The organism is Candidatus Pantoea bituminis (genome assembly GCF_018842675.1).
GTDB lineage: Bacteria > Pseudomonadota > Gammaproteobacteria > Enterobacterales > Enterobacteriaceae > Pantoea > Pantoea phytostimulans.
On sequence record NZ_JAGTWO010000004.1, the window covers coordinates 1,368,280 to 1,386,196 of the forward strand.

General features: G+C 49.5%; 19 protein-coding genes and 3 pseudogenes. 21 read left to right on the forward strand and 1 reads right to left on the reverse strand.

Features of this window, described 5'->3' with window-relative positions:
• Positions 1-48 precede the first annotated feature (48 nt).
• The 15 genes and pseudogenes from KQP84_RS10145 to KQP84_RS10215 all read left to right on the forward strand — a co-directional run bounded on the left by KQP84_RS10145 (position 49) and on the right by KQP84_RS10215 (position 12,739).
• Positions 49-270: a hypothetical protein gene (locus KQP84_RS10145; protein WP_215848373.1), complete on the forward strand. Its 222-nt coding sequence runs from the start codon at positions 49-51 to the stop codon at positions 268-270.
• 5 nt (positions 271-275) lie between these two features.
• Positions 276-608 (forward strand): phage head closure protein, encoded by a 333-nt coding sequence (locus KQP84_RS10150; RefSeq protein WP_215846390.1) that lies wholly within the window; start codon positions 276-278, stop codon positions 606-608.
• Positions 601-1,085, forward strand: a pseudogene (locus KQP84_RS10155) (HK97-gp10 family putative phage morphogenesis protein). The gene KQP84_RS10150 and the pseudogene KQP84_RS10155 overlap by 8 nt, the downstream one beginning before the upstream one ends.
• On the forward strand, positions 1,082-1,447 hold the full coding sequence (gene gp17, locus KQP84_RS10160; RefSeq protein ID WP_215846392.1) for a tail completion protein gp17: 366 nt from the start codon (positions 1,082-1,084) through the stop codon (positions 1,445-1,447). The pseudogene KQP84_RS10155 and the gene gp17 overlap by 4 nt, the downstream one beginning before the upstream one ends.
• A 54-nt stretch (positions 1,448-1,501) precedes the next feature.
• Positions 1,502-2,005, forward strand: a complete 504-nt coding sequence (locus KQP84_RS10165; RefSeq protein ID WP_215846393.1) for a phage tail tube protein — start codon at positions 1,502-1,504, stop codon at positions 2,003-2,005.
• Positions 2,006-2,047: 42 nt separating this feature from the next.
• Complete coding sequence (locus KQP84_RS10170; protein WP_215846395.1) at positions 2,048-2,533, forward strand: phage tail assembly chaperone family protein, TAC; 486 nt, start codon at positions 2,048-2,050, stop codon at positions 2,531-2,533.
• A 5-nt stretch (positions 2,534-2,538) separates the two neighbouring features.
• Positions 2,539-2,709 (forward strand): hypothetical protein, encoded by a 171-nt coding sequence (locus tag KQP84_RS10175; RefSeq protein WP_215846397.1) that lies wholly within the window; start codon positions 2,539-2,541, stop codon positions 2,707-2,709.
• Between the two features lie 18 nt (positions 2,710-2,727).
• Positions 2,728-5,228, forward strand: a pseudogene (locus KQP84_RS10180) (phage tail tape measure protein).
• A gap of 3 nt (positions 5,229-5,231) precedes the next feature.
• On the forward strand, positions 5,232-5,570 hold the full coding sequence (locus KQP84_RS10185; RefSeq protein WP_215846398.1) for a phage tail protein: 339 nt from the start codon (positions 5,232-5,234) through the stop codon (positions 5,568-5,570).
• A complete protein-coding gene (locus tag KQP84_RS10190) occupies positions 5,567-6,322 on the forward strand; it encodes a phage minor tail protein L (protein ID WP_215846400.1) in 756 nt (251 codons plus the stop codon). Before KQP84_RS10185 ends, KQP84_RS10190 begins: the two co-directional genes overlap by 4 nt.
• 2 nt (positions 6,323-6,324) lie before the next feature.
• Positions 6,325-7,035, forward strand: coding sequence for a C40 family peptidase (locus KQP84_RS10195; protein WP_215846402.1), 711 nt, complete (start codon positions 6,325-6,327; stop codon positions 7,033-7,035).
• Between the two features lie 392 nt (positions 7,036-7,427).
• Positions 7,428-7,856 (forward strand): hypothetical protein, encoded by a 429-nt coding sequence (locus tag KQP84_RS10200; protein ID WP_215846404.1) that lies wholly within the window; start codon positions 7,428-7,430, stop codon positions 7,854-7,856.
• A 37-nt stretch (positions 7,857-7,893) separates the two neighbouring features.
• A complete protein-coding gene (locus KQP84_RS10205) occupies positions 7,894-8,499 on the forward strand; it encodes a tail assembly protein (protein ID WP_215846405.1) in 606 nt (201 codons plus the stop codon).
• 59 nt (positions 8,500-8,558) lie between these two features.
• On the forward strand, positions 8,559-11,765 hold the full coding sequence (locus KQP84_RS10210) for a TipJ family phage tail tip protein (protein ID WP_215846407.1): 3,207 nt from the start codon (positions 8,559-8,561) through the stop codon (positions 11,763-11,765).
• Positions 11,762-12,739 carry a hypothetical protein gene (locus KQP84_RS10215; protein WP_215846408.1) on the forward strand — a complete coding sequence of 326 codons (978 nt, stop codon included), beginning with the start codon at positions 11,762-11,764 and terminating at the stop codon, positions 12,737-12,739. Before KQP84_RS10210 ends, KQP84_RS10215 begins: the two co-directional genes overlap by 4 nt.
• Here the strand turns inward: KQP84_RS10215 and cor are convergent.
• Positions 12,728-12,952, reverse strand: a complete 225-nt coding sequence (cor, locus tag KQP84_RS10220; protein ID WP_215846410.1) for a phage exclusion lipoprotein Cor — start codon at positions 12,950-12,952, stop codon at positions 12,728-12,730. The two genes, KQP84_RS10215 and cor, sit on opposite strands and share 12 nt — an antisense overlap.
• Positions 12,953-13,116: 164 nt before the next feature.
• Between cor and KQP84_RS10225 the strand changes: the two genes are divergently transcribed.
• The 6 genes and pseudogenes from KQP84_RS10225 (at position 13,117) to KQP84_RS10250 (ending at position 17,845) form a co-directional block, all read left to right on the forward strand.
• Positions 13,117-14,325, forward strand: a complete 1,209-nt coding sequence (locus KQP84_RS10225) for a pyocin knob domain-containing protein (protein ID WP_215846412.1) — start codon at positions 13,117-13,119, stop codon at positions 14,323-14,325.
• 11 nt (positions 14,326-14,336) lie between these two features.
• On the forward strand, positions 14,337-14,801 hold the full coding sequence (locus tag KQP84_RS10230; protein ID WP_215846415.1) for a tail fiber assembly protein: 465 nt from the start codon (positions 14,337-14,339) through the stop codon (positions 14,799-14,801).
• A gap of 146 nt (positions 14,802-14,947) precedes the next feature.
• Positions 14,948-15,133 carry a con-10 family general stress protein gene (locus tag KQP84_RS10235; RefSeq protein WP_215846416.1) on the forward strand — a complete coding sequence of 62 codons (186 nt, stop codon included), beginning with the start codon at positions 14,948-14,950 and terminating at the stop codon, positions 15,131-15,133.
• 464 nt (positions 15,134-15,597) lie between these two features.
• A complete protein-coding gene (locus KQP84_RS10240; RefSeq protein ID WP_215846418.1) occupies positions 15,598-15,804 on the forward strand; it encodes a DUF2767 family protein in 207 nt (68 codons plus the stop codon).
• Positions 15,805-16,158: 354 nt separating this feature from the next.
• Entirely contained in the window at positions 16,159-16,581 is a 423-nt protein-coding gene (gene umuD / locus KQP84_RS10245; RefSeq protein ID WP_215846420.1) for a translesion error-prone DNA polymerase V autoproteolytic subunit, read from the forward strand.
• Positions 16,582-16,583: 2 nt separating this feature from the next.
• Positions 16,584-17,845: pseudogene (locus KQP84_RS10250) on the forward strand (Y-family DNA polymerase).
• Positions 17,846-17,917: the final 72 nt, after the last annotated feature.

Below are 17,917 nucleotides of genomic sequence, written 5' to 3' on the forward strand. Positions count from 1 at the left end.
GATGCCAGAAGCGCCGCGACTGGTTTAAAAAATGGATGGCGATTGCATATGAAAGAGCTACAGGTAAGCCTGCTGGCAACCACGCTGGAGAAGCTGGCGGAAAGCTTCCATCAGGTAGCGGAGGGGATGAAAGCGCAGACGGAGGCAGTAAAACGCCTGGCTGAGTCCAACGAATCCCTCGCTGCCGTAATTTATCAGTCGCTGGTGGCTGAAGAAAGCGATCCGGACATGCCGCAGCCAACCTATCTGAGCGGCAAACCAAAGGGGTAGCGACCATGCAGGCAGGAAAACTACGCCACCGCATCACGCTTCAGAAGCCTGTTAAAACCCAGAGTCCTTCAACCGGCGCTGTTATTAATACCTGGGAAGATGTGGCAGTGCTCTGGGCAGATGTGGTGGACCTGTCAGCGCGGGAATTCATAGCAGCTCAGGCGGCGCAGAGTGAAATCACCACCCGCATTACCGTCCGGCACCGTGATGACGTGACCAGTAAACACCGTATCCTTTTCAGGGGCCGGGTTTACAACATCCACGGCGCGCTGGCGGACGACAAAAGCGGGCGGGAATATCTCACGCTGCCCTGCTCTCAGGGGGTTAACGATGGCTGACGGCGTTGAATTCAGCCTTACCGGTCTTGATTCGCTGCTGGGGAAGCTTGATTCAGTCAGCGACGACCTGCGGCGTAAAGGTGGCCGCGCCGCGCTTCGTAAGGCGGGTAACGTGGTCGTAAATAAAGCGAAAGCGAATGCCCGGCGTATTGATGATGCGGCAACCGGGCGAAGCATTGCTGACAACATTGCCTTGCGCTGGAACGGGCGGCTGTTTAAACAAACGGGTAACCTTGGGTTTCGAATCGGTGTGGTGCACGGTGCCGTTCTGAAAAACAACCCTGACAAGGGGAGAATGCGCCGACGCCGCACTGGCGCTTATTTGAGTTTGGTACAGAGAAAATGCGTGCTCAGCCCATCATGCGCCCGGCACTGGAAAACAGCATTGACGAAGTCACCGCCACGTTTATTGATGAGTATGAGAAGGCGCTGGACAGGGCCATAAAGCGCGCAGCACGGCGAGGGGGAACGGCATGATCGCACCCATCTTTTCTGTCTGCGCCGCCAGTCCTGACGTGATTTCCCTTCTTGGTAGCTCACCAACCCGGCTTTACCCGTTTGGTATGCAGGACGATGCGGTTATTTATCCGTATGCCGTCTGGCAGAACATCGGCGGCGGGCCGGAGAACTACCTGAATCAGCGGCCCGATGCCGACACGTTCACTTTGCAGGTTGACGTTTACGCTGATTCGCCCGATGAGGTGGTGTCTGTGGCGCAGGCATTACGCGACGCCATTGAGACCCGCGCCAACATTACGCGATGGGGCAACCAGGAACAGGACGCAGAAACGAAGCGCTACCGCTATTCCTTCGATGTTGACTGGACAGTCACGCGATAACCGAATTATTCACCCACCGGCCCTGTGCCGGTTTTTTTATGACCGGAGATAACAATGTCTGTACTGACGCAAGGCACACAGCTCTTTGTGCTCGCAAAAGGCGCGGTGAGCGAAATTGAATGTATCACTGCATTTTCACCCGGCAGTAACCCTGCCGATCAGATTGAAGACACCTGCCTGTCTGAGCGGTTTGACCGCACCTACAAGCGCGGTCTTCGCACACCGGGCGCGGCATCCCTGACGCTGAATGCCGATCCGAAAAACACCAGTCACATCATGCTGTATAACCTGTCGATTTCGGATGACGAAGACGATCAGGACCTGACCTTTGCTATCGGCTGGGCGGACGGGACGGCATCACCAACTGCAGCAGCAGACGGCGCTGCTGACGCGGTTGACGGCCTGACGCTGCCGGACAGCCGTACATGGTTCGTATTCAAAGGCTACGTTTCTGACTTTCCTTTTGATTTTGCTGCCAACACGGTTGTGTCTTCTTCTGCCTCCATTCAGCGCTCCGGCTCTGCCGTCTGGGTGCCGAAAGCGGTTGTTGCTGCCTGATAACAGGGGCGCTTTGCCCCTGATTCGATAACGGAATAATTCATGAAACTAACACTCGACGCGCTTAAAAGCGCGGGAGCCTTCACCGGGCGTCCGGTGGAAAAAGAGATCACCTGGAAGCAGGGTGATGAAGAAATCACAGCGACCGTCTTTATCCGTCCGATGGGTTATCACACTGCGACACAGGATGTGCTGGCCTATGGCGGCAAGGTTGACGGCGTGGCCGCACGCATCGCGGCATCCGTATGTGACGAGCACGGCAAGCCCGTCTTCACCCCCGCTGACATTACCGGTGAGGCCGACCCCGAGCGCGGCTCGCTGGATGGCGCGCTGACCATCGCACTGCTGGTGGCGATTCAGGAGGTCAATGATCTGGGAAAGACTTCGAACTCAGTGCAGAAGATGAAATCTGGTGCGAACTCGTCCTCAACGGCATCGGTGGCAGCACCATCGCCGAAGCGCGGGAAACGCTCAGCTTCAAAGAATTCCAGCTCTGGGTCAGATACCGCGACCGCTACGGAAGCCTGAATCCGATGATGCGCACCGAGTGGGGTTCCGGTGTGGTGGCCAGCACGATTGCGAACGTAAACCGCGATCCTAAAAATCCACCGTACAACGTCACAGACTTCACCACGCACTTCACCAAAGTTACCGCCGCCAATGAGCCAATCTCTCTTGAGGAGGCGATGCACAGGTGGGCTTAACCGCCTGACGGAGAAATTATGGCATCCAAATCACTGGGCACCCTGACACTCGATCTCATTGCGCAAGTGGGTGGTTTCGTCTCAGGTATGAACCGCGCCGAGCGGGCTTCTGAGGGTTTGCGCAGGCGGGTTCAGGAAGACGCAAAAGTAACAACGGTTGCGCTGGCGGGAATTGCAACGGCGGCGGCTGGTATAGGCGTTGCAGTCGGCACAGCCGGTTTTGCACTTCTGAAGACAACTGCCGAGCAGGTGGCCGCTACCGACCAGTGGGCGAAGTCGCTAAAGGTATCCACTCAGGAGTTATTAGCCTGGCAGTTCGCCGCAGAAAGGGCGGGCGTGTCCGGTGATAACATGGCTGATATCTTCAAAGACGTCAGCGATAAAATCGGTGATGCCACGCTTAACAAATCCGGCGATGCCGTTGACGCGCTGAATGCCTTAGGACTGTCAGCAGAAAAGCTGTCAAAAACCTCACCAGACCAGCAAATTCTGGCGATCGGTAGCGCGCTGACCAAAATTAATTCGAACTCAGAAAAGGTCACGGTTTTAGAAAGCCTGGGCAATGATCTGTCTAAATTTCTGCCGCTCTTTGATAACAACAACGAAAAGCTGCAAAAATTTATCAGCCTTGCCAAGGATTACGGTGTGGCCCCTGATCCTGACTCTATTGATGATCTGGTGAAGGTTAATGATCTTTTCATCAATATGGAAACTCAGGTAAAGGGCCTGAAAATGGAGATAGCCGCGGGCCTGGCTAAGGTTGACCTCAGCCCACTAAGCACGTCTCTGCAGGACGTTCATAAAATTCTGACAGACCCTGAAGTGCTCAAAGGTCTGGTTTCAATGGTCAGTCAGGTGGCCCAACTGGCTGGATGGTTAGTTAAATCCGCAGCCGCGGCGGGAGAACTTGCAGCCAAATCAGGCACGCGGATGTCTGCTCTGGGCGGGAATATCAACGATGATGATCTCGCACAGGTACAGGAAAGAATTAAGATTATCAATGGTTACTTAGCGCAACGCTCAGGTTTTTACGATCAGGATCAGTCTTTCATAGGTTGGGTCACCGGCAAAGACGACAGCGTGAAGGCGCTGAATCAGGAGCTTCAGGGCCTTCTTGAAATCCGCGATAAGCTTCTGAAAAAGCCAGTCGCCACCCTCCCTGTAGCTCAGGCTACGGTAGTAGATGCTTCGCAGTTCAGACTTGGTGAAGGTGAAACTAACGGGAAAGTAACACCCGATGCCGGAGTCAAGAAGCTTGAGAGCGCGTTTAAGGCTACTGAACAATCCTATCTGCGACAGATTGCCCTGATTGACACGACGGGCAAAAAAACGGCGGTGGTTACAGAGCAGCAGAAGCTTCAGTTTGATCTTGCTCAGGGTAAACTTTTCGGCCTGAATTCTTCTCAGCAAACCCGCCTGATGCAACTGGCACAGGAAATTGACCGGCTTAATGCCCTGAAAAAGGCCAATGAAGAAAATGCCAAGGTCGCCGCCTACGTGGCGAACCTTCAGGCGCAGAATGACAACGCTCAGTCCTCACTTAATGTAGACGTGCAGGGCGCTGGATTGGGTGACAAAGAGCGCGATCGGCTGAAAGAGCGGCTGAGCATTGAGCGCAGCTTTCTCGATCAGCAGCGAGAGCTTCAGAAACAGTACCAGGGTGGTGAAATTACAAAGTCGGTTTATGACAGGGAAACTCAGGCCCTTCGCGATGCACAGGCAGAAAGGCTCAGGATTCAGGCCGACTATTACAGTCAGGTCGATGCGCTTCAGGCCGACTGGGTAGCAGGCGCTAAAGACGGTTTTGCAAACTGGTTTGACGAAATTGAGAATGTTTCAGGCGCGGTATCTGATGGAGTAAAGTCATCGCTTGATGGCGTATTCAGCAACGTCACTTCAATGCTGGAAGGCAACAAGGTCAGCTGGAAATCGTGGGGCATTTCGGTTCTGCAAATCATCGAAAAAGTGGCTCTGCAAATGGCCGTTGTCAGCGCGATGAAATCCGTATCATCTTCTTCAGGCATTCTGGGAACGGTGGCATCCGGTATTGCCGGTTATTTCGGTGGTGGCGCATCGGCGGGCGCATCGGCCTCAAGCTCCTTTTCATCCGGCGCTTACAGCAACCTCAGCCTGAATGCTAAAGGGGCGTCTACGCCTCTCACGATCTCAGTCAGCACAGCAACTCAATCGTAAGCTCTCCAACACTCTTTGCTTTTGCCAAGGGGGCCGGGCTTATGGGCGAAGCAGGGCCTGAAGCCATCATGCCGTTAACCCGTGCAGCAGATGGCTCTCTGGGTGTGCGTGCTCTTGGTAGTAACAACGGCATGCCATCAGGCAATGGAGCACCGCAGGTTTACATCACTATCGACGGTAACGGTAATTCATCCACGCAATCTTCGTCGGGCATGGAAGAGTTTGGGGCCGAAATTGGCAGGTTTGTCGATCAGCGGTATCAGCAACTCAAAATGCGGGACATTCGTCCTGGCGGTGATATCTGGAATGCAATGAAAAGCAGGTAACACATGGCAATCGAAATCTTCACATGGTGCCCGCGCATCAATGCAGCAGGTGAGACGAAATTCAGTACGAGAAAGGTTCAGTTCGGTGACGGTTATGCGCAGGTATCCGGGAACGGACTAAACCCACGCACCCAGAGCTGGGACCTGACGTTTACCGGAACAGAATCATTCATCTCTGCTATCAAAACTTTTCTCGACAGTCATGGCGGCGTTCGCGCATTTCAGTGGAAGCCACCACTTGAACCTACCGGGCTTTACCGCTGTGACACTTACACGCCCACGGCGCTCGGTGCGGGCTTATTCAACCTGACTGCAACGTTTGAACAGGCATTCAAACCATGAGCATTAACAGCGACTATCAGAAGCTTGAACCCGGCAACGCGGTACGCCTCTTTGAGGTTGATGGCTCCGCGTTCGGCGTAGATGATGTGCTGCGTTTTCATGCATGCAACATTCCTCATACCGAAGCTGAAATATTGGCGGCTAATGGGGATGAATCAAAACTTCCCGCGAAATCTGTCTGGTGGCAGGGGCAGGAATACAAAGCGTGGCCGTGCAAAATTGACGGCATGGAAACATCCACAACCGGCAGCAGTGCGCAGCCCAAACTGACGGTGGCAAACCTTGATGGTTCAATCACCGCACTGTGTCTTGCCTATGACGATATGCTTCAGGCAAAGGTGTCCATCCATGACACGCTGGCAAAATATCTCGATGCCAAAAACTTCCCGGCAGGGAATGCGACTGCGGATGCTACGCAGGAAAAGCTGAAGGTGTTTTACATCGACAGCAAAAGCGCCGAGACAAAAAATCAGGTTGAATTTACGCTCAGCAGTCCGATAGACCTGCAGGGGCTGATGATCCCCACGCGTCAGCTTCATTCCCTGTGCACCTGGTGCATTCGTGGAAAGTACCGGACAGGTGACGGCTGCGATTACGCCGGAACGCGTTACTTCGACAAATTCAATAATCCCGTAGACGATCCCTCACTCGACGAATGCAGCGGCACATTGACCGGCTGCAAGCTGCGCTTTGGCGAGAATGAGGAATTGTCATTCGGTGGTTTTCCAGGAACGTCGCTTATCAGGAGCTAGCCATGCGACAAAAAACAATCAGTGCCATTATGGCGCACGCCGCTGCTGAGTACCCTCGTGAGTGCTGTGGTGTGGTGGCGCAGAAAAGCCGGGTCGAGCGTTATTTCCCCTGCCGAAATCTGGCACCTGAACCCAAAGAACAGTTTAACCTTTCCCCGGAAGATTATTCGCTGGCAGAAGACTGGGGAACTATTACCGCAATTGTTCACAGCCATCCTGATGCAACAACACGTCCCAGCCTGCTGGATGAAGCGCAGTGCGACGCGCACGGTGTTCCCTGGCATATCATCAGCTGGCCGGAAGGAGACCTTCGCACCATACAGCCACGTGAAGAGTTGCCTCTTATAGGCCGTCCTTTCGTGCTTGGACATTCAGACTGCTGGGGTTTAGTAATGAGCTATTTCAGGCAGACTTATGGCATTGAATTAGCGGATTACCGGGTTGATTATCCGTGGTGGGAGGATCAGTACAGCGAAAATTTTTATCAGGAAAACTGGTACGATTGCGGGTTTCGTGAATTCACTGGAGAAACACAGGCCGGTGACATGATGATCATGCAGGTTCAGTCTAATAAGTGGAATCATGCAGGCATCTTGCTGGAAGGTAATATGATGCTTCACCACCTCTATGGGCGCGTTAGTAGCCGTATTCCCTACGGAGGCTACTGGCAGGAACGTACTATGAAAGCTGTCCGGCATATCACACAATTTTAGTTAATAAATACTTTAACATCATAGATATTTCTTGAAATTATTTACCTTTAAAAGTATTTAAGACAATAATCAAAATCTGATGTGAAGGATAGGTAATGGATAAGCACAAGAACGGTAAGAATCTAAGAGTAAAGGCTCACCATAATGCTATTGAATTCTATCTATGTGTAGTTAAAGGAAAGTCCCCAGATCATGTACCTAATAATGAACTGGAGGCTGACGTGGTGCATTTTAGTATTGCTCGCTCAAAAAAGAATTTGATGATAACATAATTGAAGTTTTGAATGAGGTTGAAACTGGTGTTGAAGTGATTTGCTTGTGTATCTCAGATGTGGTTTATGAATATGCTTATAGCCGCGCCAAGGAATTATCAGTAAATTAAGGATGTCATTATGAAAAAAATATTTTTAGCTATTGCTGTAATGACCCTTTCAGCATGCTCTACATCACAGGTAAGCTCTCAGGAAGCAAAGCAAGTCCCTAAAGACAGAGTCTTCTATAACGAAACCGGAACATCGAAAATCACCATAACGCGTGATAGTGGGTGGATGGCCGGGGGTGGATGCTACGTCATGACTATTATTGACGGAAAAGATATAGCAAGAATGGATACCTCTGAAACAATCACAATCCAAGTTCCAGAAGGTCGCCACATACTAGGGTTTAAAGGTGATAAGTACGGTAATGGATTGTGTTCTGTTGGCTCAGATAAGCCATTCAAAGAATCATCTATAGAAATAAAAGATGGTGAAACTCAATACTTCAGGATTACAGGTAATACTAATACTGGTCTAGACATAAGACCCACATCATCAATTTGAATTTACCCGCTTAGGCGGGTTTTTTATTGGGTGAAGAATGAAAGAACAAATGACTGAAATACATCTTTTCGGTGTTTTGGGTAAAACATTTGGAAGAGTTCATAACAGGCTAATCAGTAAAGTTCATGAAGCGACCATAGCACTATCCGCAACGGTTGATGGATTTGGTGCCTTTATGAGAACAAGTAAAAAACGCGGAATAACATATGCGGTTTTCCGTGGGAAGCAGAATCTAGGGGAAGATGATCTTGGTTTCCCGGTAACGAAAGAGGTTATCAAAATAGTCCCCGTCGTAATCGGCAGCAAGCGTGCAGGTGCTCTACAAACCATATTAGGTGCTGTGTTGGTCGTGGTAGGCGTAGTGATTAGCGCATTTACAAGCTGGACAATTGCTGGTGTTGGTGTTGGTGGTGCCATTACTAGTTTAGGCGTTTCGATGATGGCTGGTGGTGTTATACAGCTCTTGTCTCCACAAACCGCAGGATTGGCAAGTAAACAGGATGTGGATAACAGGGCTTCTTACGCTTTTGGTAGCCCGACAAATACTGCTGCACAAGGTTATCCTGTTCCTCTTCTTTACGGTCAGCGTCGCATCGGTGGTGCGATTATCTCTGCGGGCATTTACGTAGAAGACCAGCAGTAAATACCTGAACCCTAACAATCTTTAAGGCTCGCTTCGGCGGGCTTTTTTATGAGCAGAATATGGCTAAAGCTAACGCTATCAAAGGCCGCAAGGGCGGCTCATCAGAATCACGAACGCCTACCGAACAGCCAGACGACCTCCAGTCTGTAGCGAAAGCCAAAATCCTTCTTGCGCTTGGTGAAGGTGAGTTTTACGGCGGTCTTACTGGTAAACAAATTTACCTTGATGGCACTGCTATAGAAAACGAAGACGGCTCTCAGAATTTCAGTGGGGTAACATGGGAGTTTAGAGCCGGAACTCAGGCCCAAAATTATATTCAGGGTATACCTGGTACCGAAAACGAAATATCTGTCGGAACAGAGGTATCCAGCTCGACAGCGTGGGTACATACATTCACTAACACTCAGCTTTCAGCTATTCGTCTGCGACTCAAATGGCCTTCGATTTTCAAGCAGGAAGATGACGGCGATCTGGTTGGTAACTCTATCAGTTACGCAGTGGACCTTCAGACTGATGGCGGCTCTTGGGTTACTGTTATCAGTACCGCAGTTACCGGTAAGACTACAACTGGTTACGAACGTAGTCACCGTATTGATTTACCGCATGCAGGCAGCACATGGACCGTGCGTGTGCGTAAAATTACTGCTGATGCAAACAGCGCCAAAATTGGCGATACGATGTCGATCCAGAGCTACACCGAGGTCATTGACGCCAAGCTCAGATACCCTAATACCGCACTTCTTTATATAGAATTCGATTCAAGTCAATTCAACGGCAGTATCCCGCAAATCACCTGTGAACCTAAAGGCCGTATTATTCGTGTGCCGGATAATTACGATCCATCTAGCCGTTCTTATTCCGGTACCTGGCTTGGCTCGTTCAGATGGGCCTGGACAGACAATCCTGCATGGATTTTCTATGACATTGTTGTTTCAGACCGGTTTGGCTTAGGTGACCGGCTAACTGCCGCAAATATCGATAAATGGTCGCTGTATCAGGTTGCACAGTATTGCGATCAAATGGTTCCTGATGGAAAGGGAGGTAGCGGAACAGAGCCTCGTTACAAGTGCGATGTTTATGTACAGACCCGAAATGATGCCTATACAGTTATGCGAGATTTTGCGGCCATTTTCCGTGGCATGACCTACTGGGGTGGTGATCAGATAGTAGCTCTGGCTGACATGCCACGAGATGTTGATTACAGCTTTACGAATGCCAACGTCGTTGACGGCGAATTTGCCTATCAGAGCAGCACAACCAAGACACGCTACACATCTGCACTGGTCTCCTATTCCGACCCTGATAACGGCTATGCAGACGCAATGGAACCAGTATTCGAGAAGGACCTTGTCAGCCGCTATAAGGTTTTCAACCAGCTTGAAGTTACGGCTATTGGCTGCACACGTCAGTCAGAGGCAAACCGAAAAGGGCGCTGGGGTATTCTCACCGACAATAAAGACCGCGTTGTTTCTTTCAGCGTAGGGCTTGATGGTGACATACCTCAGCCGGGCCATATCATTGCGGTTGCAGACCAAAACTTATCAGGAAGAGTGGCAGGAGGCCGTATCCGTTCAGTGAATGGGCGTTCTCTGACAATGGACAGAGTTCCTGATGCTGTTGCAGGAGACCGGCTTATGGTCAACCTGCCCAGCGGTGCGGCGCAGGGCCGTACAATCCAGTCGGTTTCTGGTGAGGTTGTGGCAGTCACGACAGCTTTTTCAGAGACGCCTGAAGCTGAATGCGTATGGGTAGTGGAATCCAGTGAGCTTTATGCACAGCAATACAGGGTTACAACGGTTACTGAAAACGATGACGGAACATTCACAATCACCGGTGCGGCACATGACCCTGATAAGTACGCACGTATAGATACCGGTGCAGTTATTGATGAGCGGCCTGTAAGTGTTATCCCTCCCGGTAATCAGGCTCCGCCATCTAATATCATCATCGACTCATACTCAGTCGTTCAGCAGGGCATCAGTATCGAAACGATGCGAGCGCAATGGGATGCGGTAGCCAATGCCATTGCTTATGAAGCGCAGTGGCGTCGTAATGATGGCAACTGGATCAATGTTGCGCGTTCATCAACCGCCTCGTTTGAGGTCCCGAGCATTTATGCCGGTCGCTATCTGGTGCGGGTGCGGGCAATTAATGCGGCTGAAATTTCTTCTGGATGGGGTTACTCAACAGAAAAAACACTGACAGGTAAAGTCGGCAATCCGCCAAAGCCGGTTGGCTTCACTGCATCGGAAAATGTGATCTTTGGTATTGAACTCAACTGGGGATTCCCGGCCAACACCGGGGACACATTGAAAACCGAAATTCAGTACAGCCTGACGGCAGATGGTGCTTCACCAATGTTGCTGGCTGACGTTCCTTATCCGTCTCGTAAATATCAGCAAATGGGCCTTAAAGCAGGGCAAATTTTCTGGTACCGGGCACAGCTGGTAGATAAGACCGGTAACGAAAGCGGGTTTACCGACTGGGTTCGTGGAATGTCCAGCGTAGACGTTGACGATATTCTGGGTGATATCGTTGATAAAGTTCTTGAGTCGGATGCCGGGAAGCAGCTGATATCAAAAGTTGATACCAGTATCGACGCGATAGAAGCCATGTACTGGGCTGATATTGAAAACTCCCTTGCCAACGATGCCGATATCCAGCGCTGGCGCGCGCAGGACGGGAACCGCAAAGCCGAAATCATTGAGACCAATAAAACCATTGTGACCAATGATATGGCTTATGCGGAGAAGTTCAGCCAGGTACAGGCAAGCGTTGATGACAACTCGGCTATTGTTCAGGAAACGTCTTCAGCTATGGCGACTCTCGACGGTAAGCTTTCAGCCCAGTATTCAATTAAGGTCGCCGTCGATCAGAACGGCAGGCAGTACGCTGCGGGAATGGGCATCGGTGTTGAGAGCACGCCAGAGGGAATGCAATCGCAGGTTCTCTTTCTTGCTGACCGCTTTTCAATAATGTCCGCTGCCGGGCAGAATTTTTACTCCCCGTTTACCGTACAGAACGGCCAGGTGTTTATTAGTCAGGCTTTCATAGGTGAGGGCTGGATAACAAACGCCATGATCGGGAACTACATTCAGTCTACTAACTATGTAGCCAGCACCACAGGATGGCGGCTTGATAAAAATGGAACGTTTGAAAATAACGGCTCTGTGGCCGGTGAGGGGAGGATGGTTCAGACGAATATACGTATCGTATCTTACGACGAAAATAATAATCCCGCTGCCGTCATGGGTAGAAGACTATGAGTTTTGGACTTCAGACTTTCATCAAGGGGACATCATTTGATGTCCTTGCTTCAATGTCATTCAACTTCGTGGTTGATATCACAACTATTTCAGGTGCCGGAAGTAAAACCTATCTGTATCCGAACTTTGTAATTAGCGCGGCGTTGATGAATACGTTCTCGGCTGTAGGCACTGATGCCCGAAGCTATAACGTTTCCGTCAGCGGCCAGACCGTCTCATGGAACGTGGCGAATGCCTGCAAAATTATGGTTACGGCCACACCGGCACCCGGTTCAGACAGTTCCAAATATTTTGGCTTTACTCTTTATGATAACAGTACGAACCCGAGAACACTGAAGCTGGCTCCTGACTTTACGCCCTATAATCTGGTTCAGGTAATCGACCTGACCCCGGCGTACAATCAGGTTCTGCAAACCAGTATTCCGGCTTCGGTCCCGATGATTGCTTTTCATCGCGCAACGAATAATAGTTACGATCATGTGTGGTGGAATGAAATAAATCAGAACGGATACTGGGCATTACAGTTCAGGGGTAATACGGGCTTATTTCCCATGCAGCCGTGCAGAATTTATTTATTTGCAAAGATGCTGGTGAATATACCTAACTGGGGATTCTTTCTTTACAACGGCGGCGCGGACAAAATGGTATGGCACAGTAACTGCCTGCCCCTGCGGATGAGTATCCTGAACGGTGGAACGATTACTTCCTCTGTGCCTCTTGCTTCAACTAATGGAGTTACAAGCTGCTTATTTCAGCCTAGCGACCCGAGCTTTCCTTCTGTCGGAACTCAATGGTTTGAATGTGCCAGTGGGGGCATGAACTCAGCAGGTAATTACGCGGCCACAGCAAATGACAGGTACCAGCAAACGACTTATAACGGGACTTCAAGGCCACCAACATGGGTGGCCGGAACGATAGGTTACACTGAGTGCAATTATTACGATGCCTATTACCGGCAGGCGTTAGGGGTTTAACCTGTCGCACTCAGCGGTATCGACAAACTCAGATTTATTTGTCCATGTGTGGAAAGGATAACCGGCAAGATATCTTCCGTTCTCTGTTTTAAACACGGGTATGTCATAAGCGTGATTTGCAATATTGGCCTTGTTATAACAAACAGGCGGCGTGCCTGATGCACACCCGGCTAAAGCCAGAGTAATTACAGCAAGTGTAATAATCTTTTTCATATTCGCTTTCTGTTAATCTAGTCTGGCTCATATAAGAACACCTAATTCATTTGTATTTAAATGAATGATTTAGATCATAACGATCTGTATATTCATTTGAATTGAAATATAAATAATCCAGCCCGGCCATTGTGCCGGGTTTTTTATTGCCCGGAGAAAAGTAAATGGCATGGTATACCACCGGCACGATTGCCGTATCAGGAACGACAGTAACAGGCACAGGTACAAACTGGCTGGATAACAAACAGTCGATTGGTGCAGGTCAGGCTCTGCTTATTCCCGGTTCTGGCACGGTTAAGATATATGAGATTGCGAGTGTAACCAGCGCAACTAAGCTGACGCTCAAGACGTCACCCGGGACGATTGCTGCGGGGCAGGCTTACGCCATCCTGTCTTTCTATACCGACTCAGTTCCTGACTTTGCGCGACGCCTGGCTGCTCAGTTGAGCTATTACCAGTCACAGATGGATGGCTGGCAGCAGATTATGACCGGAGCCGGAAATGTGACGCTGACCGCGCCAGATGGCACGAGTGTAACAATAAGTAGTTTATCGAAGCTTACTGCGGACATAGCTTCCGCATACCAAATTAAGAATAATTTATCTTCGAGTGATTCTCCGAACTCGCTCAGAGATTTAGGCCATTACGGAGTGAGTGGTGCTTCTGCGGCAACGACTGCAAAAGGATATCCAGTTAATGGATTTATTGGGACGATATTAGTTATGTGGGGGCCAAATGGCACTCAGCAATCCGCTTTTCATAATAACGGGACTATTTATACAAGATATTTGAGTGGCACCTGGAATGGTTCTGACGGTCCATGGACAGGGTGGGCGGGATCATATGGCCAGAACAATAAACCCTCCGCTGTTGATGTAGGGGCTTTGCCTATTTCTGGGGGCGCACTAACGGGTAAACTAACCGCTAACGGGGGTATTGATCTGGTTGCGCCTATATACATGGGCACAGGCGCATCATTAGATATGAATGGTAAAAACATAAACAGCGCCAATATCATATCGTGGGTCAGTGCTACTGCGGCTAAAGCATCCGCTGCTGCTATGGGGTTTACAGCAGCTTCAGGAAACCGTGTGCAAATACCCGTAGCGGGAGGATTTTTCATTATCCAGATGTACACAACGGTAATTACTGCGAATTCAAACGGAGACGCCACTATCAGTTATCCGTTGGCCTTTACTGCATTAGGTGCCGTGATGGCATGTAGCGGTGATTTTGACGCCTTCACGGGGTCAGTTACTACCCGACGACTTGAAACTACAAGCTTCGATGTCCGATGCAGAAAAATGGACGGCAGTGTGCAGACAGGCGCGACCAGGATTAACTGGATAGCGACAGGCTTCCTTTCAGCTTAAGGTTTAGAAAAATGACAGATACACCTGAATTAGAAAGCAAAGGCTATGAGCCAGTCCAATATACGGATTATAAATACAGCATAAAAACAAAAGGTTTCTATCCTGTAGAGAATCTCGATATATACGAATTAGCTGGCTTATTACCTGACGACCTTCAGAATATTAGCGCAGAGAATTACAAAGAATATTTCAATCCTCCTGATGGTTTTTATGGCGTATTCGATGAGTCGGGACCGCGGCTGGAGAAAATACCAGAACCGGATTATAAGGCTCTGGCTGAGAACGATAAGCAAGCTCTTGTTGATCAGGCTACGCAGGCGATTACCGTCTGGCAAACTAAGTTGCTCATGGGCCGTAAGCTTAGCGATAAAGAGTCTGCATCACTCAATGCATGGATGGATTATATCGACGTGCTTAATGACACTGACTTAAGTGATGCGCCTGATGTGCAGTGGCCTGCAAAGCCTTCAAATTAGAGAAGCATCAGTGGCTCGGTTATTACCGTTACATCTCTGCCATTCCACACGCACGTGGCAAAAATCTTAATACACATACATAAACGCTAAGGGTAAGAAATGATTCTATGCTTATAGGGATTTATCTAACCGAGACGGGAGAAACAATGACTGCACATCGTGGTGGAACTGGTAACTTTGCGGAAAATCCTGAGCGAGCTAAAGAAGCGGGTAGTAAAGGCGGTAAAGTCAGCGGTGGAAATTTTAAGAATGACACCAGGCGTGCGGCTGAAGCCGGTCGTAAAGGTGGAGCAATAAGCCGGAGGGGCAAAGTAGAGCAACCAGACCAATAAGAGGGTCCGGATTAACTTTGAATTCCGTACATATTAGCCGTCTGAAACCGCGGATATAAAAAACCCGCGTAGGCGGGTGTGGCAATGTTCACCAACAAATTTCATCCGTGACCCCAGTAAAGTACATGGTCAATTATTAGCCATGAAAATGCATGGCGACCGGGCAGTGAGAGTTTTGCTTTTGTCTGAGCAGGCTTACGGGGTGAGTAATTAAATATCAAGCTCACGTAAACCAGAGAGGCAGCCCGAAGAAATAAAAAAGCCCGGTATGGACACCGGGTCATCTATTTAGATGAAAACACACACATAACCTGCACAGCTAAACACTAAACCTTCCCGACTTCGCTTTATATTTTGTTAGAGAAATGAAAGTCAGAATTATGCAGAGTTTTATGAGGCCACAAGAAACCCGCCATAACAGAACGTGATATCGTGATTTGGTCGAAAAGCGAGCGGGGTGGGTTATGTACTCAAACGAAGCAGACGAACTCTACGATGAAATGTGCCGCGTAGTAGGCGATATGGTGTTCACACTGCATGATTTTGGTGTTGATTCTAAGCAAACGGTAATAGCCGATGCGCTGAGAACCGCGCTGGCGCATAAGGGAGAGGAAAGAACAGAGTTGATGGTAAAAGCAATTGAATCTGCGGTGCGGGTGCTGGATCGTTAGTCACAAAAAAGCCCGCACATGGCGGGCTAAGAGGTGTCTTTGTCTTATCGTTCGCAACACTTGCTGTGCGTTACTGGATGATACTAATCGCCAGATTTTGATAAGAAAATCTCTTTGTATGGATTATGTGATGTGAGTGATTTAGCGGTTGGTGGGGCATCAAAAGCCCCGACGACTGTGCAATGATTATACCGTTCCTGTCTGAGCAGGCTTACGGGTTGAGTGATCAAAGCTTTATCACTCGCTGCCTCTATCTCCAGATTAACCCCTTCGATTAAAAAAATCCCCGTCTCGCTTGATAAAACATACCACTTAATATTACTGTATTTATATACAGTTATTTTATAGGGAGGTATGTATGAAACTTTTAGACCCGCCGAAATCAGCTCCATGATGCACTTGCCACTTTATATTGAGCGTGTGCCATGCGGTTTCCCGTCTCCGGCAGAAGACTACGTAGACCACAAACTCGATTTAAATGAACTGATAGTCAACCGCCCTAGCGCAACCTACTTCCTTAAGGTCAGCGGGGATTCTATGATTGATGCTGGTATCAGTGACGGCGATATGCTCGTCGTTGACAGCTCAATTACAGCGAGCCATGGCGATATTATTGTTGCCAGCGTTGGCGGGGAATTCACCGTTAAGCGCCTCCAGCTTCATCCCTCTATTCAGCTTGTCCCCATGAACACCCGGTTTAAACCTATTGCCATCAAGACTGAAGATGCTCTTGAGGTATTTGGTGTCGTCACGTTTGTAATTAAACCGACGCACTGATCATGTTCGCGCTGGTGGATGTGAACAGCTTTTATGCATCTTGCGAAACAGCGTTCAGACCTGACCTGAAGGGGTTGCCTGTTGTTGTACTCTCCAACAATGACGGCTGCGTGATAGCCCGCAGTGCAGAGGCAAAGAAAGTCGGCATCAAAATGGGCGATCCCTTTTTTAAGCTTAAAGACGAATTACGTAAGCATAAGGTTCAGGTGTTCAGTTCGAACTATGCGCTTTATGCAGACATGTCGAACCGCGTTATGACAACGCTTGAGGAAATGGCTCCGTCCGTAGAAATTTATTCAATTGACGAGGCATTTATGGACCTGACCGGCGTTAGGAACTGCATGGTTCTCGAAGATTTCGGGCGACAGGTAAGAGCGCGGGTACTTCGGGACACGCACCTCACCGTTGGAGTCGGCATCGCACAGACCAAGACACTGGCAAAGCTGGCAAATCATGCTGCGAAAAAGTGGAGCAAGACAGGCGGCGTTGTCGATTTGTCGAACATTGATCGCCAGAAAAAATTAATGGCGCTGGTTCCGGTTGAGGACGTATGGGGGTAGGGAGACGGATAAGTAAAAAGCTTAACGCGATGGGCATCATTACAGCTAAAGATTTGGCTGAGCAAAGTACCTGGATTATCCGTAAGCATTTTAACGTCGTACTGGAGCGAACCGTGCGGGAATTGCGCGGCGAACCTTGTCTGGAACTGGAAGAGTTTGCGCCAGTAAAACAGCAAATCGTTTGTTCCCGATCATTTGGTAACCGCATCAGTGATTACATTGAAATGCGCCAGGCCATATGTGCATATGCAGAACGAGCAGCGGAGAAGCTGCGTCAGGAAAGACAATATTGCCGTCAGATTGGGGTATTTGTACGTACCAGTCCTCATGCGGTTAATGAAACATTTTATGGTAATCAGGCGATAGGTAAGCTGCTCACGCCATCCAACGATACGCGTGACATTGTCCGGGTTGCCATGGAAATGCTTGACCGCATATGGCTGGACGGACATCGCTACATGAAGGCTGGAGTGATGCTGGGCGACTTCTTTAGCCAGGGTGTGGCTCAGCTCAATCTGTTTGATGAATACAAACCACAGGCCAACAGCGAAGCGCTGATGCGTGTTGTTGACGGTCTCAATCAAAGCGGGAAGGCGAAACTATGGTTTGCAGGTCAGGGCATTCAGAAATCGTGGGCAATGAAACGCGAGATGTTATCGCCAGCATACACAACAAGGTTCTCGGACCTTCCCGTTGCGAGGTGACTTTTCTCAAGCAGCCTCTGGATAAGATCGTCCAACAAAATGAGGGCTGCTACATCACCGACTGTGCTGATG